This is a genomic window from Stenotrophomonas sp. 112478_Sma, assembly GCF_056479905.1.
Window position 1 is genome coordinate 2,546,718 of the sequence record NZ_CM151072.1, and the last position, 21,514, is coordinate 2,568,231.

Below are 21,514 nucleotides of genomic sequence, written 5' to 3' on the forward strand. Positions count from 1 at the left end.
AGCAGGAGGAGCGCGAACGCTCCTCCTGCCCACCGCCTTCGGCTCCGCCGTTGCGGCATCAGGCCACCACCTGCACCGAGTTGTCCTCCACCAGCAGCGTGGTGCTGCCAAAGGTGTACACGTCGTAGGTCACACCATTGATCAACTGGGTGGTTCCGGTGTTGACCGCACCGATGACGTTCAGCACATCGTTGCTCTCGCCGGTGATCTGCAGCGTGTCGTTGCCATCGGTGATTGCCGCCACCTCCGCCGCCGTGAGGGTGAGCACGCTGCCCGAATCTCCCGTGCCCAGATCGATGCGCTCGATGTTGCTGAGCGTGCCCACACCGGCCGAGTTGTAGTCCAGGTCGATGCCATTGGCCAGGATCAGGGTGTCGAATCCAGCCCCTCCATCGATGCTGACGAAGTTGGTGGCGGTGATCTGTATCGCGTCGTCGCCGTTGCCGGCGACCACGTGATCGCCGCTGCCGACGTTGAAGATCAGATCGCTGCCATCGCCGCCGTTGATGTGCTCGGAACTGCCGTTGGCGCCGGACAGTACGTCATTCCCGGATGTACCGTTGACATCGATCTGACCGATGTTCAACGACAGGCCGTTCGGACTCAGCGTGACGCCGTAGGCAGCGCTGTCGTTGCCGTTGGAATCGGTAGATACCAGATTGAAGGATATCTGCGACCCAAGGTTGAGGATATCGGTGATGTTCAACCCGAGCTGACTGAGGATGGTCGGACTGAGCAGGTTCAGCGAGAAGTTGCCGGAGGAATCGGCCTGGATCGGCAGCAGCTCGACGTTCAGCGCAGGCGTGATCACCCGGATCACAACGCTCGAATCCGGCTCGGTGGTGCCACTGAAGCCAAAGCGCGGACTGAGAGGATTGAGGCTGACGTCCACCCCGAAGTTGCCGATGGTGACCGGCTGTTCGATGCTGGTGCCGATGCCGATGCTGGCCACGTTGCTCGGATTGCCAGCCGGATCACTGCCCACGACCGACACCTGTGCGTTGAGCAGCTGGTCCCAGGTGAAGTCGATATCCAGATCGGTGAGCAGGTTCAGCGACGCCAGGCCACTGTTGTCGGCGGTGACCGTCGCCGTGGCCGTCACACCTCCTACCGTCAGCGTGACCGTCAACTCGGTGCCGGGTTCGGCGGAAATGGTCAGCAGATTGCCGACCAGCGACAGCACCGGGGTTGCGGGTGGAACCGTATCGATGGTGAAGGCTTCCGGCGCCGATGCGGTGCCACCGGCGACTTCGGCGGTGATGGTCGATGCGCCTTCCGGGAACGGCCCCATGCCAGCGGGCGGCGTCAAGGTCACGGTCACCGAACCGGCCGCGATGTCCGCAGCGGTCAGGGTGTGGCTGACATCGGCCTCGTAGCCGTTCTGGCCCGCGAACCTGACGGTGATGACCTGCCCGACCTGCATCGTCGGGCGAACGGTCACGTCGACCTGGATGCCGTCGCCGATTTCCGCAGCATTGATCCACGTGTCGGCGGCCTCCGGCACGCTGATGTCCGGTGGCGCAAGATCGGGGGCATTGATCGTCGCCGGACCGCTGGTATTGCCCGCCAGATCGATCGCGACCGCAGAGATCAGCTCGCCGGCAATCAACGGTGGTGCGAACGGCAGGCTGAAGTTGCCGCTGCCATCCACATTGACGGTGATCGGATTCGCGGTGTCTCCATTGACCACAATCCGGACCTGGCTGTTGGGCTCGGCCGTGCCGCTCAGCAGCGCACCGTCAGCACTCACGCTGAGCAGCGGCGCCGGCGGCGCCACGGCGTCCACCGTGGTGGTGGCCGGGCCGCTGTTGTTGCCCGCCGCATCCTGGGCCACCGCGTTGATCACGGTGCCATCGGGCAGCGGCGCTCCAGGAGTGAAGCTCCAGTTGCCGCTGCCATCGGCGATAGCCTGCCCGATCGGATCGCCGTTGCCATCGGTGAGGATCACCGTGGCACCCGCTTCGGCCGTGCCAGTCATGACACTGCCGTTGCTCGGGTCGATCACCGGTGCCGGCGGCGCCACCGCGTCCACCGTGGTGGTGGCCGGGCCGCTGCTATTGCCCGCCGCATCCTGGGCCACCGCGTTGATCACGGTGCCATCGGGCAGCGGCGCTCCAGGGGTGAAGCTCCAGTTGCCGCTGCCATCGGCGGTGGTTTCGCCGATGGGATCGCCGTTGCCATCGGTGAGGATCACTGTTGCACCGGCTTCAGCGGTGCCAGTGATGACGCTGCCGTTGCTCGGATCGATCACCGGGGCCGGCGGCGCCACCGCATCCACCGCGGTGGTGGCCGGACCGCTGGTATTGCCTGCGGGATCCTGTGCCACCGCGTTGATCACGGTGCCGTCGGGCAGCGGCGCTCCAGGAGTGAAGCTCCAGTTGCCGCTGCCATCGGCGATAGCCTGCCCGATCGGATCGCCGTTGCCATCGGTGAGGATCACCGTGGCACCCGCTTCGGCCGTGCCAGTGATGACACTGCCGTTGCTCGGGTCGATCACCGGTGCCGGCGGCGCCACCGCGTCCACCGTGGTGGTGGCCGGGCCGCTGCTATTGCCCGCCGCATCCTGGGCCACCGCGTTGATCACGGTGCCATCGGGCAGCGGCGCTCCAGGGGTGAAGCTCCAGTTGCCGCTGCCATCGGCGGTGGTTTCGCCGATGGGATCGCCGTTGCCATCGGTCAGGATCACTGTTGCACCGGCTTCAGCCGTACCGCTGATGACGCTGCCGTTGCTCGGATCGATCACCGGGGCCGGCGGCGCCACCGCGTCCACCGTGGTGGTGGCCGGGCCGCTGCTATTGCCTGCGAGATCCTGCGCCACCGCGTTGATCACGGTGCCATCGGGCAGCGGCGCTCCAGGGGTGAAGCTCCAGTTGCCACTGCCATCGGCGATAGCCTGCCCGATCGGATCGCCATTGCCATCGGTGAGGATCACCGTGGCACCGGCTTCAGCCGTACCGCTGATGACGCTGCCGTTGCTCGGATCGATCACCGGGGCCGGCGGCGTCACCGCGTCCACCGTGGTGGTGGCCGGGCCGCTGCTATTGCCTGCCGCATCCTGCGCCACCGCGTTGATCACGGTGCCATCGGGCAGCGGCGCTCCAGGGGTGAAGCTCCAGTTGCCGCTGCCATCGGCGATAGCCTGCCCGATCGGGTTGCCACTGCCATCGGTGAGGATCACCGTGGCCCCGGCTTCAGCCGTGCCGCTGATGACGCTGCCATTGCTCGGGTCGATCACCGGGGCCGGCGGCGCCACAGCGTCCACCGTGGTGGTGGCCGGGCCACTGCTATTGCCCGCCGCATCCTGCGCCACCGCGTTGATCACGGTGCCATCGGGCAGCGGCGCTCCAGGGGTGAAGCTCCAGTTGCCACTGCCATCGGCGATAGCTTGCCCGATCGGATCGCCATTGCCATCGGTGAGGATCACCGTGGCGCCGGCTTCAGCCGTACCGCTGATGACGCTGCCATTGCTCGGATCGATCACCGGGGCCGGCGGCGCCATCGCATCCACCGTGGTGGTGACCGGGCCGCTGTTGTTGCCGGCCGCATCCTGCGCGATGGCATTGATCACGGTGCCGTCGGGCAGCGACGTAGCCGGGGTGAAGCTCCAGTTGCCGCTGCCATCGGCGATGGCTTCGCCGATGGGATCACCGTTGCCGTCGGTCAGGATCACCTTCACGCCGGGCTCGACGGTGCCGGTGATCACCGTGCCGTTGCTGGCATCGAGCGTCGGCGCCGAGGGCGCGACCGCATCGACGGTCGTGCTGACCGGGCTGCTGTTGTTGCCGGCCGCGTCGCGCGCCAGTGCATTGATGACGGTGCCATCGGGCAGAGGCGTGCCGGGCGTGAACGACCAGTTGCCACTGCCATCGGCGATGGTCTGCCCAATCGGAATACCGTTGCCGTCAGTGAGGATCACTGTCGCACCGGCTTCGGCGGTGCCGCTGATGACGCTGCCATTGCTCGCGTCGATCGTCGGTGCCGGCGGCGCGACCGAATCGACCGTGGTACTGGCCGGGCCGCTGCCGTTGCCCGCCGCATCCTGTGCCACCGCAGTGATCACCATGCCATTCGGCAACGGTGTAGCCGGCGTGTAGCTCCAGTTGCCGGCGCCATCGGCGGTGGTCTGGCCGATCGGGTTGCCGCTGCCATCGGTCAGGATCACTGTGGCACCGGCTTCGGCTGTACCGCTCACCACACTGCCGTTGCTCGGGTCGATCACCGGTGCCGGCGGCGCCACCGTATCCACGGTGGTCGTGGCCGGGCCACTCGCGTTGCCTGCCGCATCCTGGGCCACCGCCGTGATCACGGTGCCATCGGGCAGCGGCGTGCCGGGCGTGAACGACCAGTTGCCACTGCCATCGGCGGTGGTCTGCCCGATCGGATCGCCATTGCCATCGGTCAGGACCACCGTCGCGCCGGCTTCGGCGGTACCGCTGATCACCGCACCGTTGCTGGCGTTGATCACAGGCGCTGGCGGCGCCACCGCATCAACGGTGGTACTGGCGGGGCCGCTGCTGTTGCCGGCCGGGTCCGTCGCGATGGCGTTGACCACCGTGCCATCGGGCAATGGCGTGGCCGGAGTGAAGCTCCAGTTGCCACTGCCATCGGCCGTGGTCTGCCCGATCGGGTTGCCGCTGCCATCGGTGAGGATCACCGTGGCACCGGCTTCGGCCGTACCGCTTACCGCACTGCCGTTGCTCGGGTCGATCACTGGTGCCGGCGGTGCCACCGCGTCCACCGTGGTGCTTGCCGGGCCACTGGTGTTGCCCGCCGCATCCTGGGCGACCGCGGTGATCACCGTGCCGTCCGGCAGCGCTGTGGCGGGGGTGAAGCTCCAGTTGCCGCTGCCATCGGCCGTGGTCTGCCCGATCGGGTTGCCGTTGCCATCGGTGAGAATCACTATCGCACCGGCTTCGGCGGTGCCGCCGATCACCACGCCGTTGCTGGCGTTGATCACCGGTGCCGGCGGTGCCACCGCATCCACGGTGATGCTGGCCGGGCCACTGCTGTTGCCGGCCGGGTCCGTCGCGATGGCGTTGACCACCGTGCCGTCGGGCAATGGCGTGGCCGGGGTGAAGCTCCAGTTACCGCTGCCATCGGCCGTGGTCTGCCCGATCGGAGTGCCGCTGCCGTCGGTCAGCACGATGACCGCATTGGCTTCCGCAGTGCCACTGATCTCGACCCCATTGCTGGGATCGATCACGGGCGCCGGCGGCGCAACGCCATCGATGGTGATGGCCGCCGGCGCACTGTCGACACCCGAAGGACTGCGCGCGATCACGTTGACCACGGTCCCATCGGGCAGCGGTACGCCCGGGGTGAACGACCAGTTGCCACTGCCATCAGCCGTGACCTGGCCGATCGGGTTGCCGCTGCCATCGGTGATGATGACCGTATTGCCCGGATCTGCAGTACCGCTGATCACCGAACCGTTGCTGGGATCGATCAGCGGAATCGAGGGCAGCGAGCTGTCGACGGTGGTGCTTGCCGGTGCGCTGGTGTTGCCTGCGGCATCGGTCGCGGTGACGTTGACCACCGTGCCATCGGGCAGCGGCGTGGCGGGGCTGAAGCTCCAGTTGCCACTGCCATCGACAGTGGCCTGCCCGATCGGATTGCCGTCGCCGTCGGTCAGCGTCACGGTGCTGTTCGGTTCGGCGGTACCGGTGAGGACGTTGCCATTGCTGGCATTGACGACCGGCGTTGGCGGCGCCACCGCATCGACCGTGGTGCTGCCCTGCGGGCCGGTGTTGCCGGCCGCATCCTGCGCGACCGCGTTGACCACCGTGCCGTCAGGCAGTGCCGTGGCCGGGGTGAAGCTCCAGTTGCCACTGCCGTCGGCGGTGGTCTGCCCGATCGGGTTGCCGTTGCCATCGGTGAGGATCACCGTGGCGCCGGCCTCGGCGGTGCCGGTGATCGTCGTGCCATTGCTCGGTTCGAGCACGGGGGCCGGCGGCGGCAGCGCATCGACGGTGATGGCCGCCTGGGGACCGGTATTGCCGGTGGCATCGGTGGCGGTCGCCACGATCACCGTCCCGTCCGGCAGCGGCGTGCCGGGAGTGAAGCTCCAGTTGCCACTGCCGTCGGCGGTAACCTGGCCAATCGGATTGCCGCTGCCGTCGGTCAGGATGACCCTGCTGCCAGCTTCGGCAGTACCACTGACGGTGGTGCCGTTGCTGGGATCGATGACCGGCGCCGGCGGCGCACTGGCATCGACAGAGACGGTGGACGGCGGACTGGTATTGCCTGCCGCGTCCACCGCCACGGCCGTGACGACGGTGCCATCGGGCAGCGGGGTGGCCGGCGTGTAGCTCCAGTTGCCGCTGCCATCGACGGTGACCTCCGCGATCAGACCACCGTTGCCATCAGTGAGGATGATCGTGCTGTTGGGCTCGGCGGTACCGCTGACCGTGTTGCCGTTGCTGGGATTCAGCACCGGCGTCGCCGGTGGCAGCGCGTCCACGGTGATGCTGGTCGCGCCGCTGGTATTGCCAGAGGCATCGGTGGCGGTCGCGCTGACGACGCTGCCATCGGGCAGCGGCGTAGCGAGCGGGAACGACCAGTTGCCGTTGCTGTCGACCGGGGCCTGACCGAAGGGATTACCGCTGCCATCGATCAACGTGACGACACTGCCCGGCTCGGCCGTGCCAGTGAGCGTGATGCCATTGCTCGGGTTGACCACGGGTGCGGCAGGTGCGACGGCATCGACCGTGATCGACGAAGGCGCACTGGTGTTGCCGGTGGCATCGGTGGCCGTGGCGTTGATCACGGTGCCATCAGGAAGCGGCGTCGCCGGAGTGAAGGTCCAGTCGCCAAAGCCATCGGCGGTGACCTGCGCAATGAGATTGCCATTGCCGTCGGTGAGCGTCACCGTGCTTCCCGGCTCGGCGGTGCCTACGATCAGGGTGCCATTGCTGACGTCGAGCACGGGCGCCGACGGCGCCTGCGAGTCGATGGTGACGCTGCTGCCGACGCTGGCGTTGCCGGAGCCATCCACTGCCACGGCGTTGACCACCGTCCCGTTGGGCAGCGGCGTGGCGGGCGTGTAGCTCCAGTTGCCGCTTCCATCCACCGTTACGCTGGCAATCGGATCACCATTGCCATCGGTGAGGATCACCCTGCTGCCAGGCTCGGCGGTGCCAGTGACTGCGCTGCCGTTGCTCAGGTTCAGCACAGGCGCGGCCGGTGGCACCGCATCCACCGTGGTGCCGCCCTGCCCGCCGGTGTTGCCTGCCGCGTCGGTGGCGGTGGCATTGATCACGGTACCGTCCGGCAGTGGCGTGGCCGGGGTGAAGCTCCAGTTGCCGTTGCCGTCAGTGGTGGTCTGGCCTATCGCAGTGCCGCTGCCGTCAGTCAGCGTCACGGTACTGCCGGGCTCGGCCGTACCGCTGATACTCGTGCCGTTGCTGGGAAGGACGACCGGGGCGGCCGGAGCGACCGCGTCAACGATGATGCTGGCGCCGGGGCCGGTGTTGCCGGTGGCGTCCGTGGCACTGGCGTTGACCACGGTGCCGTTCGGAAGCGGCGTGGCCGGGGTGAAGCTCCAGTCACCGTTGCCGTCGGCGGTGACCTGCCCGATCGGATTACCGTTGCCATCGGTCAAGGTGACCGTGCTGCCGGGCTCGGCGGTTCCGCTGAGCGTGGTGCCGTTGCTGGCCTCGAGTATGGGCGCGGCAGGCGGCTGCGAATCCACGGTGACCGTTGCCGGCGGGCTGCTGTTGCCTGAGGCATCCTGGGCAACCACCGTGACCACCGTGCCATCGGGCAGCGGCGTGCCGGGGGTATAGCTCCAGTTGCCGCTGCCATCGACGGCGACTTCCGCAATCGGATTGCCGTTGCCGTCGGTCAGCACCACCGTGCTTCCGGGCTCGGCGGTGCCCGTGAGCGTGCCGCCATTGCTGGGCTCCACGGTAGGCGTGGACGGCGCGACCGCATCGACCGTGATGCTTCCCTGGCCGCTGGTGTTGCCGGCCGGATCGGTTGCGGTGGCATTCACCACCGTGCCGTCCGGCAACGGCGTGCCCGGGGTGAAACTCCAGTGGCCATCGCCATCGGCGGTGACCTGGCCGATCGGGTTGCCATTGCCGTCGGTGAGGGTCACCGTGCTGCCGGCCTCGGCGGTACCGCTGATCGTCGTGCCGTTGCTTGGATCGATGACCGGTGCGGCAGGCGCAACGCCATCGATGGTGATCGACGTGGCGGGGCTGGTATTGCCGGCCGCATTCTGGGCCACGGCAGTGACCACGGTTCCATCAGCAAGCGCCGCAGGCGGCGTGAAGCTCCAGTTGCCGCTCGCATCCGCTACCGTCTGGCCGATCGGATTGCCATCGCCATCCGTAAGCAGGATGGTCAGGCCCGCGCCCGCCGTTCCGGAAATCACACTGCCATTGCTGGCATTCACCAGCGGCGCGTCGGGATAGTCGGGCGCCTGCACCGTGACCGGCGGACTGCTGTTGCCGGCCGGATCGGTCACTACCACGCTGATCGTCTCGCCTTGGGTCAGCGGTGGATCCAGTGGCACCGTGAACTGGCCGTCGCCGCCGATCACCACGGTGGCATCGGGCTGGCCATCGCCATCGGTATCCACGCCCACCGTTGCTCCCGGCTCACCGCTGCCGCTGATGCTGCTGCCGTCGTCAGCCACCACCACGTTGCTGGCCGCTGCAGGCGGTGTCGTATCGGGGGCCGTCGCCTGCCCCGGTCCGCTCACGTTGCCGGCGGCATCGACCAGCGTCACGCTGACGCTCTCGCCGTTGGTCAACGGCGGCGACAGGGTGACACTGAATCGCCCATCGGCACCCACCGTTCCGGTCGCATCAGGCTGCCCGTCACCATTGGTATCGACGCGCACCGTGGCACCGACTTCACCGCTGCCGGTAAGCGTCCGGCCGTCTGCACTGAATGCCAGCCCGGTGGGTGCGGCCGGCGGCGTGGTATCGGGTACCGGGGGATTCTGCGGTGGATTCGCCGATCCGCCACCACCACCGCCGCCGCTGTCGGCCAACGCCACCGCTGCGCCGACCGCGGCCAGCCCGCCCAGCACCATCGCGCCGCTGATGCCACTGCCCGCGCCCGCGCCCGCTGCCGTCAGCGACTCGAACCCAGCCAGCGTCTCCTGCGGCAGATAGCTGGCCGCCAACGGCCCATCGCTGGCCACCGCCGGCAGATCGACGGCCACGAGCTTCTTGTCATCCACCAGGAACAGATGGCTGGGCGATTGTCCTTCAGCATAGAAGTTGACGATGCGGACGTTCTCGCCGGTCTTCAGCTGCACCACGAGATCCTGGCCGTCCTTCACGTAGCCGGCGACCTGGTCTGGATCGATGTCCAGTGCGACGTTGCTGCTCTGCTGCAGCGTCACGACATCATTGAGGACGGTGGTGGCGGCGGTATCGGAGCTGATCGATTCGCTTGCCGGGACAACCTTGACGCGGATGGCCATGGGACATTCCTCTCTACAGGCGCACCGCCATGCGCACAACGACGTCACGCACAGCGATCACGCTGGCACGGCGGCACGGAATGGATATGTTTTCGCGCGAAGCCACCGCCAACGGGCAAAACGCCTGCTGCCGGATACGTGCTTCGGAATCTTCAGGCGACCGGATGCAGCGATGCGACGCGCCCGGTCGTGGTGCGATGCAGCGCTACAGCGTGGGCGCGAGATGCAGATGCATGAACGACAATCCTCTTGTCTGGAATCGCCGACGCGCGTTCAGCGACGCGGTCAGGGCCGTCGGACGTCGGCCATTGCTCCCCGTCCGCTGCGGGAGGGTATACACCGCGTCGAAGTGAACGTTCCATGCAGATCGCGTGCATGCGGCCTTCATCGCGCAGGTCGTTGAAAGCTCTGTGACGCAGTTGGCACGTCATTACGCTGGAACACCCGTTTTCAGGGGGAAAAAATGCGATCCCAATTGACGCTTCATGCTCGTTTTGCGCAGCGCAAAACGAACGAAGGAACGGTCGGGAGTGCCCGCAGCAACGCGTGGCGACTCCCCCGTTCCCCTCATCACTACAACGATGACTGCGTTCAGTCCGCTGATCGGGCCTTGTCTGCTTCATCGTTCCACGCGGCCACGCGCGCGCGGGTGTCGGCCAGCATCTTGTCCAGCGCTGCACGATCATGCACGTGGCCGCGCAGGATCACGCTGTCGATCTTCCCGGTCGCGGCGATGTCCTGCAGCGGATTGGCGGTGAGCAGTACCAGGTCCGCCGCCTTGCCGTCGGCCACGCTCCCGTAGCGGTCCATCTGCCCGAACCAGGCCGGGCCAGACCGCGTGGCCGCTGACAGGGCCTGGGGCGGTGTCAGCCCTTCCTGCACGAACAGCTGCAGTTCCTGGTGCAGTCCGATCCCGGGATAGTTGAACGAATTGAGGAAGCCGGCGTCGGTGCCGGCAATGATCGTCACACCCGCGTCCTGAAGCATCGGCAGCACCGCGGCCACCTGCCGGTACTGCGCATGCCGCGCCTGGATCTGTGCCGGCGTGGCCTTGGCCGCGCGCTCCACGCGCCACTGGTAAGTGGCACGCAGGCCTGGGCCGATGTAGGCCAGATAGGGATCGTGGGCATGATCGTCCTGGTCGAGGAAGTCGAGAATGCGTCCGCCGTTGAGTGTGGGCGTCACGAACACGCCTCGACGGGCGAAATCATGATACGCGCGCATCGCGGTGTCACGGTCGAAACTGGCATCCAGCTGCCGGTTGGCTTCCGCACGATCGATACGTCCGGCGCCGAAATCGGCTGCAATCCGCGCCTCATCCCTGCTGCCCGCCTTGAACGCATAGTCCAGGTGTTCGATCGACGCCAGGCCAGCATCGACCGCCTGCTCCACGGTCAGTGCCATTGGGATATGGCCCGATGCCCTGAATCCTGCCTTGCGCGCGGCGGCGGCCGAGTACAGGAAAAGTTCCGGTGTCAGCGTACTGTCCGTGATCTTGACGAAGTCGACCTTGTCGCGCTGCAGGCGCGTGATCGCCTGATCGGCATCGGCGCGGCTGCCGACTTCGATCGTCCCCTTCCACACCGGCTTGATGCCTTCGATCTTGGCGCCGGAGCTGAGCAGGCGTGGACCGAACAAGGTGCCGGCGGCGATCTCGCCCCGCCATTGCAGCACCTGCTGCGGCAGATCACCCGAGCAGTCGCGCACGGTGGTGATGCCATGGGCGACGTACAGCGGCAGCAGTGCCTTGTTCTCTTCGATCAGCGCAGGGCCTCCACCGAAGTGCACATGCATGTCCCACAGTCCCGGAATCAGGTACTTCCCCTGCGCATCCAGCTGCCGGTCCGCGCGCCACTGGCCCTCCAGCCCTGCGTCAGGGCCGACCGCAACAATCGTCTCGCCGCGGATCACCACGCTCTGCCCCGGCAGGGTGCGGGCGTGCTCCACATCGACCACGGTGGCATTGCGGATCAGCAGATCGGCACGTTCGGCCGCAGCTGCGGACAGCGGTGCGCAGGCGAACAGCACAGCAAGGGACAACGGGCGGAAACAGAACATGGAGAACATCCTGATGGGCACGGCCAGCGTGCGGAATGGAAGGAGCAGATATCAGCGTGTCGCGCCATGCTGGCGCAGCAAGGTTTCGATCGCGGCCTGGCCGCGCTGGCGCGCGTGAGCCAGCGGCGTCACGCCCTCGCCGTCGGCCAGCTCAGGATCGGCGCCCGCTTCGAGCAGCAGCTGCACGATCTGCGTGTGGCGCGGCCCTCCGTCGCCGAGCAGGATCGCCTCCAGCAGCGCCGTCCACTGCAGTCGATTGACGTGGTCCACTGCCACGCCCGCACGCAGCAGCATGCGCACCGTGGTGACGTGGCCACGCTCGGCGGCGGGAATCAGGGCGGTGCCGCCATAACGGTTGGTGCTGCTCAGGTCTGCACCATGGCTCAGGGTCAAGGCCAGGATTCCGTCCAGTCCGCGCGCACCGGCGTACAGATAGGCGCTGTCCTGCAGCCTGTCCTTGGCGTTGACATCGGCCCCCGCCTCGATCAGCACGCGCGCCGCGTCCACGCGGTTGCCATGGGTCGCCAGCAGCAGCGCGGTGCGGCCCTGTGCGTCGCGCGCTTCCAACGCCGCGCCATCGGCCAGTGCCTGGCGCACCGCTCCGGCATCGCCGCGGCTGGCGGCCTCCCGCAACCGCACGTCGGCCTGGCCGGACGGGTCTGCGGCACAGGCCGGAAATGCCACGGCCAGCAGGCACAGCAGAAGCGCGCGCCGTGAGGGCGCAGCCCAGCGCAGGCAGCGGTGTTGCAGGTACATGATGAACCCTCCGGAATCAGTCGGCCGGACGTTGCCGGTACCTTGGCCGCATGGTAGAAGTCGCCACGGGTATCCAGAAATGAAATGTTCAAATGCAAGAAAGTTCAAAATCGAATAGGTCACTGTTCGAACTGGACCTGCTGCGGGCCCTGGTGATGGTGGCCGACTGCGGCAGCTTCACCACTGCGGCCACCCGCCTGCACTCGACCCAGTCCACGGTCAGCCAGAAGGTGCGTCGTCTGGAAGACCTGGCCGGTCATCGCCTGCTCGAGCGTGGCCATCGCGATGTGCAGCCCACCGACGCCGGCCACACGCTGCTGGGCTATGCCCGGCGCATGCTCGACCTGAACGAGGAAATGGCACAGGCGTTGGCGGGCGCCACGGTCGAAACAGCGGTCCGCATCGGTGTGCCCGAGGACTTCGTCAACGCGCAGACCACGCGCATGCTGGCCGCTTTCAGCCGCCGCCATCCGCAGGTGAAGCTGGAGATCAGCAGCGGCCTCAGCCGCGATCTGGCCCATGGCTTCGATCATGGCGAACTGGATCTGGTCCTGGTCAAGCAGCGCCGCAACAGCCGCCAGGCCGTGCATTGCCGGCGTGAACCCATGCACTGGATCGACAGCCTGCGCAGTGGCTGCCTGCTGCAGGAGCCTGTGCCGCTGGTGACCTTCCCGCCACGCGGGCTGTACCGGGACGAAATGATCCAGGCGGTCGAAGCACTCGGCCTGCGCTGGCGCATCGCCTTCACCAGTTCATCGCTCAGCGGCATCCAGGGCGCGGTTGCCGATGGCATCGGCATCAGCCTGCTGCCGCGCCGGGCAGTGGGCCGCGGACACCGCATCATCGACGGCGAACGGAACCTGCCGGTGATCGACAACTACGAGATCGGGCTGCTGCACCGTGGCGACGCCGATGATGCCGTGCGTGCGCTGGCCAGCGAGCTGTGGCAGCAGGTGCAGCGCGAGCCGGTATGAGCCCGTTCGATGAATATCGCCGGGTGCAGGGGCGCGGCGGGTGCGCCGTACACAGCGCTGAACGGGTACCATAGACACCTGTTTCCGCTGTGATGCCGCATGGGCCCGTCCGACCGCCACGATCGTATCCGCCGCTGGCAGGCCGCTTCACTGCTTGCCGCCGCGCCGATCGCCAGCCTGTCCGCCAGCGATGCCGTCGGCGCTCCGCCGCCGCAGGCACCGCCTGGCCAGCAGCGGATCGCCCCGGCGGCGCTGGTCGAACGGCTGCATCAGCGGGTGCTGTCCGGGCAGAGCGCCACGGCCACGCTGGAAAGCTGGTGTGCCGAACACGGCCTGGCCCAGCAGGCCCGCGTCCGCGCGGTACGCATCCATGGCGATGACAAGCAGGCCCCGGCCGAGGTGCTGCAGGCACTGGGCGCCGACTCCAGCGCCGCGCTGCGCTACCGCCGCGTGCAGCTGGTGTGCGGGAACCGCGTGCTGTCCGAGGCCGACAACTGGTACCTGCCCGGCCATCTCAGTACGGCGATGAACCAGGTGCTGGACAGCACCGACGAGCCTTTCGGCCGCGTGGTCGGCCCGCTGGGCTTCCAGCGCGAGACCGAAGCCGACCAGACCTTCTGGCCCCCCCGTGGCGAGGGCGACCACGGCATCATCCTGGAAGTACGCGCCTTGCTGCGCGACCGCCAGCAGCAACCTTTCAGCTACGTCATCGAATCCTATCTGGTGCAGGCGTTGCCGTAAGCGTGATTGCGGATGGCTGTGACGACTGTCCGCGCGTAGTGAAGGCACCAAGCGACGCCTCTCCGCTCGCCGCAGACGCGAGTCGAAGAGGCGCCCCACCTGCGCTGCTCAGTTGAAGCGGTAATCCATCTCCACCCAGAACTGGCGGCCATAGGGGTCGTAGTTGCCGACCGGATAGAACGGCCAGCCCCCCCCGTTGCGGTCCGCCGGCGGCCGGCTGTTGCGCAGGTTGTTGACGATGACACCCAGCGACAGGTTGTCTCCGAAGGTGCGGAACACGCTCGCGTTGTACGTCATGTACGGTCCGATGCGGCCACTGCCGTCGCTCTTCGGCAGCGAGCCATAGCGGTTGCCGTACACCGTCGCGGTCCAGTCACCGCGGCTCCAGGTCACGCTGCCGTTGACCTTGCTGCGCCACTGCCAGTCGTCGAGGGAATTGCGGATGTCACGCACCTCGTCATCGGCGAACTGCCGGTACTCATGCTCAAGCACGACGGTGTAGGCCAGGCGCGTGGTGAAGCGCCCCGCCCGCCCGGCATCGAAACGCCAGTTGCCCTTCAGATCGATGCCGCGCACGGACTCGGATGCCGCGTTGATCGGATTGATCAGCACCCGGGTGACCTGGTCCGGCTGCACCGCCGCAGTGGAAGGATTACGGATCACGCGGGCCAGCGCGTCCTGGCACAGCGGCGAACCGATATCGCGCACTTCACCGCCCAGGGTACGGCCGAGGCGGCAATCGGCTTCGTCGCGCAGGATGCGGCTGCTGTCGAGATTGGTCACCTCGTTGTCGATGCGGATGTCGTAGTAGTCCGCGCTGAAATCCAGGCTTGCCAGCGGCGACCAGACCACACCGAAGCCGTACGACTTGGCGGTTTCCGGTTGCAGCTGCGGATTGGCGCGGTTGCTGAAGTCGATGGACAGCCCGTTGAAGTCGCAGTCGTCATACGGCTGACCGGCGGTACGGCACCGCCAGTAATCGGTCATGCCCGGGTTGTAGCCGCGGGTTTCAGTGGCGAACACGTAGTTCATGTCCGGCGCACGGAAACTGGTGGCGGCCGTGCCACGGATCAACAGGCTGTCCAGCGGGCGGAACTCCACGCCGAAGCTCCACGTCGCCTTGCCGATGTGTTCGCCTGCGGCCCGGTACTGATCGTAGCGGCCCGCCAGCGTGGTGGTCAGGCGCGGCAGCAACGGCAGCTGCAGTTCGGCGCCCACCGCATAGCGATCACGCTCTCCTCCTGCGCCAACGCCGGCACTGGTGTTCCAGAACTCTCCGGTTCCCAGCCGCGGGTCCGGTCGGTTGCGATACCCCTGGTTGCCGGCCTCGACCACGGCCGCTAGCGCCGCGTCTCCCCCGGGCAGTTCAAACAGGCGGCCGTTGACGCTGGCGCTGAAGGTCTGCAGCCACGCCGCATTGCGGCTCTCCTGGTAACCGGACAACTGCCCGTACTCATCCGGCGTCAGCGGCTGGTAAAGCCGTGCCGGATCCGGCGCGTAGACTTCCACCCCGTCGCGCACGCCCAGCGTCGGGCCGAGCAGGTATTCGTTGATTCCCGCCAGTAGCACCGGCCGCCGCGTCCGGTTCTCGTAGCGCGAGCGGCTGTAGACGGCCTCGTAGTCCCAGTCACTGTCACCCAGCTGGCCGCGTACACCGACGTTGAACGACCACGACTTTTCCAGGAAGCGATTGGCGTTGCGCGGCAGGCCGCCCACTTCTTCCGGTGCGAACCGGCGATACCAGCTCTCCAGTTCACCACTGTTCTGGTTGTAGAAGTAATTGCGTGCGGACGTCCACGTCGGGGCACGGGTGTTGTTGTAGATGGTGGCGCTGCCCACGGCCAGGTCGGCGAACAGATCGGTCCGTTCGTCCAGGTGGAAGGTCAGCAGGCCATAGCCATCGAGGTTGCGCTTTTCAGTCTGCACGGTCCAGTAGCTGGCGGCGGCCTCGTTGCTGCCGCAGTAACTGCCCAGGCGCGGATTGGTGGCGCGGAACACGCTCCCGCCGTAGATCCCGGAAGCGGCATCGCAGCCGTCACTGCCCGGGTCGATGTTCCTGCCGGTGGCTGCATTGCGCCGATAGGCGATGGCCGTGGCCTGCGGGACCGTGCCACGCGGATCATCGTCCAGCGAGTCCATGAAATCGCGCTGGCGTGCGTGGATGGCCTTGCGGATTGCCAGCTCGAAGCCGAACACGCCTTCCCATCGCTCACCGGCACCACCTCCCACCACCTGCACGCGCTGGTTGTCTCCCCCGCCCTGCTCGGTACCGCCGGCACGTACGTTGATGTCCACGCCGTCGTAGCGCTCCTTGAGAATGATGTTGACCACGCCGGCGATGGCGTCGGAACCGTACACGGCCGAAGCGCCGCCGGCGAGCACTTCGATACGCTCGATGAGGGCGCTGGGAATGTTGGCCAGGTTCACCACGTTGACCGAGCCTTCGTAGGCCAGCGGATAGTCGGACTGGCGACGACCGTTGACCAGCACCAGCGTGCGGTTCGGCCCCAACCCGCGCAGATTGATGGTGTTGGCGGCCGGGGTGAAGGTATTGCCGTAATCCTCGCCCTGCACGTTGCCGGTGTTCTCGGTCAGCGCACTCAGGGCGTCGAATGCATTGCGGTAGCCCTGCGCGTCGATCTGCTCCCGGCTGATCACGGTCACCGGCGACGGCCCTTCAACGCTGGCGCGCGGAATGCGCGAACCGGTGACCTTCACTTCCTGCAGCGATGTAGGTGCGCTTTCCTGCGCGAAGGCGGGCAACGAGGCCAGCATCAGGGACGACAGCGCGAGCACCAGCGGACGATGGCGCAGCGCCTGGGGAGAGGCGGACATGGGCTTCCTGGGGGAGTTGGACGATTGGACGGGACGCGGCGGCCTGTGCACGCATAACGATCCCGTAACGAAAGTGTCCCGAACGGACAGTTTCAGCGGAAATGACCAGGCCTGATGGGCTTATGCCGGAACCTGATAAGTGACACCGCGCGCTGACAACGTGCGTTTTACAACATTCTTGATGGTGTGGCGGCGCATGTACGGGCATCGTCAAGCCATGACGACCTGTTCCTTCGGCCCTCCGATTCCGCCGCTCCGCCCCGTGCTGCGCCAACACCTCGTGCAGCTGCAGGCGGCCCCGATCACCCTGCGCCTGTTCAACCGCGCCGATCTGCCACGCTGGCGCGCCTTCGACGATCGAAGGAGCCGCGGCATCTTCCGCCCGTCAGGCGTCGACGAGGAAGCGCGCTTCCTGGCAGGCGTCCACCGTTCGCGCCTGCAGCAGGACAACGACCAGCTGCTGCTGGGCGTGTTCGATGACCGGCACGGCATGCTGCATGATCAACTGCAGATCCAGCTGCACTCCGCCCACGCCCGTTGCGCCGAGCTGCGTTCAATGCAGCACAGCCACGAGCATCCCGCGCAGGCGTTGCAGGCGCTGTGCCCCTTCCTGTTCGACCAGGTCGGACTGCATCGCGTGTTCACCCTGCTTCCGGTGGCCAGCAGCACGCCTTTCGTCGATGCACTGCGCTCGGTGGGGTTCGAGCATGAAGGCCTGCTGCGCGATCACCATCTGGATATCGATGGCTGGCAGGACCGGCAACTGCTGGCCTTGACCGCGCCGCGCTGGCGACAACAGGTCCGCCCGGACTAGCGGACCCGCTCCAGCGCGGCATCCGCCCCGGTCAGTACCGAGCACGCATGGTCCTGCAGCTCCTCACCGCTGGCCTCATTGCCGGTCGCGGGATCCAGGCGGGTCGCCAGCAGAATGAAGCCGGGGCCTCCCAGCACATTCTCGCGGCCCGCCACCACCAGGCTCCATTGGCCGACATCGGGCAGCCCGCTCAGGTCATAGGCGAGCAGGTTCAATGGATTGGCACGCAGTTCTGCTCCCGGCAGCATGCGCGCAACGTAACGATGGCCACGCAGCGGCACGGGCAACGCCGCCCACTGCATTCCGACCGCCGGGGCGTGCGTGTCCAGCGCCTGCAGCACATCGGCGCGCAGGCAGTCGATGTGGATGTGAAGCTGATGCTGGGAACGGCCGTGCGGCGAGTTCAGTGCAAGGCTTGCGACAGTGCGCGGCAGGGGGCGGCCCAGCGCCTGTTCGGTATGCCCGCGGGCCTGCCAGGCAGCCGCGAAGTAGTTCGGCGCACCGCGCTGGTACAGCACAGCGCTCTCGATGCCACTGACCTTGTCCAGTGGCATCAGCAGGAACTGGTAGTCGCCATGGGCGTCCTTGATGAGCACATCGCGGCGGGCCGCGGTCGCGTCCCGTTGCAGGCAGGCGCCACGCGGCACATCGGCACCGCGGCAATCGCGCTCGATAAGCCTCCACAGCGCATCCGACGGGACCGGAGCCGGCGGAGGCGCGCTGGCGCAGGCCGCCAGCAGCGAACAGGACAACAACAGGATCAGGCGGGTCACGGGTCTCACAATCGACGGCACGGCCAAGGGCTGCGCCGGCCAGTGTACCCTGCCCCCTCAGCCGGGCACGGCTTCTCGCGTATCCGCCGTCTCCTCGACCTTGCCGGGCGTGTACTTGGTCCCGCCGAAGTACAGCACCCGCCATTGGCTCAGGTTGCCGATGAACCAGTGCGCCACCGAGTCATGACCGTACCCGTCGAAGAAGGTCTCCACGTCCGGCGGCAGCAGGGTCGTATTGTCCCAGGATTCCAGAGTGACCCGCTCGGCCATGGTCAGCGTTCTGCCGCGCTCCCGGCGCCGTCGCAGGCTGACGATCTTGTCCAGCAGCGTGTCGTTCTCCTTCTCCAGCCCCCGGCGCTGCTTGCGTACCGCAGAGAGCTCATCGTTGCGCGCCTTCAGCTCGTCTGACACCCGGTTCCATTCGGCGGTCTTCTCCGCATTGCCCTGGTCGGCCAGATGCAGGTTGTCGTTGTCCCAGGGCGATGGCAGCTGCGACTGCCGTCGGCGCAGCGTGCGCACCTGTTCGCGCAGGGCCTCTTCGCGTGCAGCAAGCCGCTGCATCGACGGCAACTGGTCACCACGTGCCACGCGCACGCGCAGCCAGCGATACAGCAGCTCCATATGCGACGCCTGCACGTCCTCCATGCGTCCACGCTTGACCCGCACCGCCTGCAGATAGGCGTTGAACACCGCCTGCAGTTCCGGATCCTGCTTGTCGAACTCAGCCTTGACGTGCTGTTCCAGGCGACTGATCGGGTTGAGCAGCACCCCCCTGGCCTGCGCCATGTCATACATCTCGTTCAGGGCAAAGCGCGCGATGCTGTTCCGGCGCCCCTGGTGCTGGGGATCGTAGCCACCGCCCACGTCCGAGTGCACACCCGGGAACCATATTTCCACCGTGTTGGCGGGGTATTGGGCATGCTCGCGGGTGGAATCCAGGGGGAACTGACCGCGCAGCTCATGGGCGGCGGTCATGTGCACCGACTGCTCCACGATCTCCGGTATGGTCATGCCTTCAGCCCATCCGGTATGCCCATTGCGGTAGTTCACTGCCGCCGCCGTCAGGCTGGGCCACACCGAGCACACCGTATCGAACACGCCCATGAATCCGATCCGCAGCGGAATACGCTCGCGGTACAGCCAGGTGCCATCGGCCTGGCGTCGGCAGCGCGCGGCCAGATCGCGGGCGAACGCGCGTGCCGAAGCCGCTCCGCGCGAAAAGCCCAGTACCGACACGCTGACCACCAGGATGCGCATCGGCTCGGGCTGGCTGTCTATCAGCTCGTCCAGCGACTGCAGCGCGAAGTCGATGCGCTCGCGCCCGCCCTTGCCGATGGACAGCCCCAGCAGCCCCCCCTTATCACCGACCTCCGGGCACGGTGTTCCTACGCCGGACAGGTACTGCCGTTTTATGTTCCGTGTGTCGTCCCTGTGCGCGATGAACAAGCGGGCGATGTTCGACAATGCGCGCTCATTCTGGGCCTTGTTCAGCTCCTCATCGCGATTGTTGCCGGTGCCATCGAAGAATACGGCCAGGTGCAGGCTCTGCGTGCATCCCGTAGTGGCCGCTTCCTTGTCGGGCACGGTGCCACACATCGCCTCCTGGCGACGGCGGCGCTCGGCATCGCTCAGCGGACGTGTGCCGCGGGCCAGTCGCGCAGTGCGTGCCGTGCCCTCAGCCTGGGCGACCGGATCCGGGGTGCCCGGTTCAAGATCCACCTGCCCGGGAATCGCGGTCGGATCAATACTGGTCATGGTCCTTGTGCTCCTTCGGCACTGGCATGCGCCGTACGTCCCACTTGTTCACGCCCTTGTCCAGCAGCTCGGCCTCGACATGGCCGTCCGCATAGAAGTGCAGCAGCAAGGTGGCCGGGTTGGGCGGATAGGGCGTCTTCAGCGGTACCACGGCTTCACGCGGCACGCGGTGCCCTTCATCCAGATAGCGGTTGGTGGCCAGATCGTATCGGTTGGCCTCGATCCAGCGCACGCGCACGCTGTGCGGCCCCTTGCCTCGTGGCGCGCGGGGGCCCATGCCGGAACCACCGTTGGTGTACCCGTCCAGCCCTCCGAGATACTGCCCGTCGACACGCACGTCAGCGAGGTAGTTCGGACTGTAGTTGAAGGCGAACAACGACATGATCGGCGTCTTACCGCGTGCCATCGCCCGGCTGCAGCCGACGCCCATCAGCAGCAGTGCGATCACCGCCAGCGCGCTCCACCACAGGTACTTGTTGCCCATCATTCCGATCGCGCTCCGTTCAGTCCCAGCTTTCTTCAAGCGGCCACACTTCGTCACCGATATCGGCAGCGCTGCGCCGCCCCGCCGCGAAGTCCTGCAGGCGAAGCCGCCATGCGGGATCCTCGCCAAGATCGACACCGGCCAGCAGCGCCCAGGTCGACACCATCACCAGCCGTCGGCTGTCCTCGATGCCGACGTCCGCGGCCGTGGCCACCACCCGTCGGAAGAAGGTATACCAGCGCGCACGGGGAAGCCGCGCCAGCAGCTCCGGATCGGAGAGCTGGAAGTGATCGATCAGCGTGTAGGGGTAGCTGGCATCGATCAGGGCGCGCCGCTGCGCCGCCTCCAGCACCCAGGGAGGATCGTGCGGATCCTGCACGCTGTCCTGCAATTCCAGGTGCGCCCATTTCAGATCGTGGCGCAGGTACCACCAGCGCTCTCCCAGCGCCAGGAAGGCCCGGCACTGCGCCGCGTCCAGCACCTGCACCCACCATGGCAGCACGCGCGCGTCGAAGAAGCGGGCCAGGAACAGCTTGCCGTTCGGGTAGCTGGCGTCCAGCCGTCTCTGCAGCCGCTGCTGCAGCTCTTCCGCAGGCAATGCCGTGTCGATCAGGCTGAGCAGGCCCGGAGAACGCGCGTACGACGCCGCACGCTGCAGGAAACCGTCAAGCTCCAGGCCACGCGGCAGGCGCGCGAGGAACACGCTGGCGTCATCCGTGCCATCGGCCAGCAGGCCGTCGAACAGGGGCAGCGGTGCCCAGGGCAGCGCGCGCAGCAGTTGCAGGGGCTGCTCGCACTGCGCGCCATCAAGCAGAACGTAACGCTGGGTGCCCTCCTCCAACGGCGGTGGCGAGAACGGTGGGAACTGCCAGTCGTTGGCCACGC

General features: G+C 67.1%; 11 protein-coding genes. 3 read left to right on the forward strand and 8 right to left on the reverse strand.

Going from position 1 to position 21,514, the window contains the following annotated elements; translation table 11 throughout:
- Positions 1-58: 58 nt before the first annotated feature.
- From ACZK08_RS11700 to ACZK08_RS11710, 3 genes are all read right to left on the reverse strand, one after another.
- Entirely contained in the window at positions 59-9,439 is a 9,381-nt protein-coding gene (locus ACZK08_RS11700) for an Ig-like domain-containing protein (RefSeq protein ID WP_478452190.1), read from the reverse strand.
- 591 nt (positions 9,440-10,030) lie between these two features.
- On the reverse strand, positions 10,031-11,497 hold the full coding sequence (locus ACZK08_RS11705) for an amidohydrolase family protein (RefSeq protein ID WP_065182777.1): 1,467 nt from the start codon (positions 11,495-11,497) through the stop codon (positions 10,031-10,033).
- 51 nt (positions 11,498-11,548) lie between these two features.
- Positions 11,549-12,253: an ankyrin repeat domain-containing protein gene (locus ACZK08_RS11710; RefSeq protein WP_065182776.1), complete on the reverse strand. Its 705-nt coding sequence runs from the start codon at positions 12,251-12,253 to the stop codon at positions 11,549-11,551.
- Positions 12,254-12,345: 92 nt separating this feature from the next.
- Here ACZK08_RS11710 and ACZK08_RS11715 point away from each other — a divergent pair, with 92 nt between their 5' ends.
- Together ACZK08_RS11715 and ACZK08_RS11720 are read left to right on the forward strand one after the other, a co-directional pair.
- A complete protein-coding gene (locus tag ACZK08_RS11715) occupies positions 12,346-13,227 on the forward strand; it encodes a LysR substrate-binding domain-containing protein (protein ID WP_065182775.1) in 882 nt (293 codons plus the stop codon).
- A 99-nt stretch (positions 13,228-13,326) separates the two neighbouring features.
- Positions 13,327-13,968, forward strand: coding sequence for a hypothetical protein (locus ACZK08_RS11720; RefSeq protein WP_065175273.1), 642 nt, complete (start codon positions 13,327-13,329; stop codon positions 13,966-13,968).
- Between the two features lie 108 nt (positions 13,969-14,076).
- On the opposite strand, the gene ACZK08_RS11725 is transcribed toward ACZK08_RS11720, so the two are convergent.
- Positions 14,077-16,803, reverse strand: a complete 2,727-nt coding sequence (locus tag ACZK08_RS11725; RefSeq protein WP_065182774.1) for a TonB-dependent receptor plug domain-containing protein — start codon at positions 16,801-16,803, stop codon at positions 14,077-14,079.
- 262 nt (positions 16,804-17,065) lie between these two features.
- On the opposite strand from ACZK08_RS11725, the gene ACZK08_RS11730 reads away from it, so the two are divergent.
- Positions 17,066-17,617 (forward strand): GNAT family N-acetyltransferase, encoded by a 552-nt coding sequence (locus tag ACZK08_RS11730; protein ID WP_309250431.1) that lies wholly within the window; start codon positions 17,066-17,068, stop codon positions 17,615-17,617.
- On the opposite strand, the gene ACZK08_RS11735 is transcribed toward ACZK08_RS11730, so the two are convergent.
- The 4 genes from ACZK08_RS11735 to ACZK08_RS11750 are packed head-to-tail and all read right to left on the reverse strand — an operon-like array spanning position 17,614 to position 21,512.
- Positions 17,614-18,390, reverse strand: a complete 777-nt coding sequence (locus ACZK08_RS11735) for a CDP-diacylglycerol diphosphatase (protein ID WP_053518376.1) — start codon at positions 18,388-18,390, stop codon at positions 17,614-17,616. The two genes, ACZK08_RS11730 and ACZK08_RS11735, sit on opposite strands and share 4 nt — an antisense overlap.
- Positions 18,391-18,447: 57 nt before the next feature.
- Positions 18,448-20,145: a T6SS phospholipase effector Tle1-like catalytic domain-containing protein gene (locus ACZK08_RS11740; RefSeq protein ID WP_065182773.1), complete on the reverse strand. Its 1,698-nt coding sequence runs from the start codon at positions 20,143-20,145 to the stop codon at positions 18,448-18,450.
- On the reverse strand, positions 20,132-20,632 hold the full coding sequence (locus ACZK08_RS11745) for a DUF3304 domain-containing protein (RefSeq protein WP_065182772.1): 501 nt from the start codon (positions 20,630-20,632) through the stop codon (positions 20,132-20,134). The genes ACZK08_RS11740 and ACZK08_RS11745 overlap by 14 nt, the downstream gene beginning before the upstream one ends.
- Before the next feature lie 16 nt (positions 20,633-20,648).
- Complete coding sequence (locus tag ACZK08_RS11750) at positions 20,649-21,512, reverse strand: DUF4123 domain-containing protein (RefSeq protein ID WP_065182771.1); 864 nt, start codon at positions 21,510-21,512, stop codon at positions 20,649-20,651.
- Between the last annotated feature and the right edge of the window lie 2 nt (positions 21,513-21,514).

Coding starts and splice junctions, on each gene's coding strand:
- ACZK08_RS11700 (WP_478452190.1), bottom strand. CDS start 9,439: ATGGCCATCCGCGTCAAGGTTGTCCCGGCAAGCGAATCGATCAGCTCC.
- ACZK08_RS11705 (WP_065182777.1), bottom strand. CDS start 11,497: ATGTTCTGTTTCCGCCCGTTGTCCCTTGCTGTGCTGTTCGCCTGCGCA.
- ACZK08_RS11710 (WP_065182776.1), bottom strand. CDS start 12,253: ATGTACCTGCAACACCGCTGCCTGCGCTGGGCTGCGCCCTCACGGCGC.
- ACZK08_RS11715 (WP_065182775.1), top strand. CDS start 12,346: ATGCAAGAAAGTTCAAAATCGAATAGGTCACTGTTCGAACTGGACCTG.
- ACZK08_RS11720 (WP_065175273.1), top strand. CDS start 13,327: ATGGGCCCGTCCGACCGCCACGATCGTATCCGCCGCTGGCAGGCCGCT.
- ACZK08_RS11725 (WP_065182774.1), bottom strand. CDS start 16,803: ATGTCCGCCTCTCCCCAGGCGCTGCGCCATCGTCCGCTGGTGCTCGCG.
- ACZK08_RS11740 (WP_065182773.1), bottom strand. CDS start 20,145: ATGACCAGTATTGATCCGACCGCGATTCCCGGGCAGGTGGATCTTGAA.
- ACZK08_RS11745 (WP_065182772.1), bottom strand. CDS start 20,632: ATGATGGGCAACAAGTACCTGTGGTGGAGCGCGCTGGCGGTGATCGCA.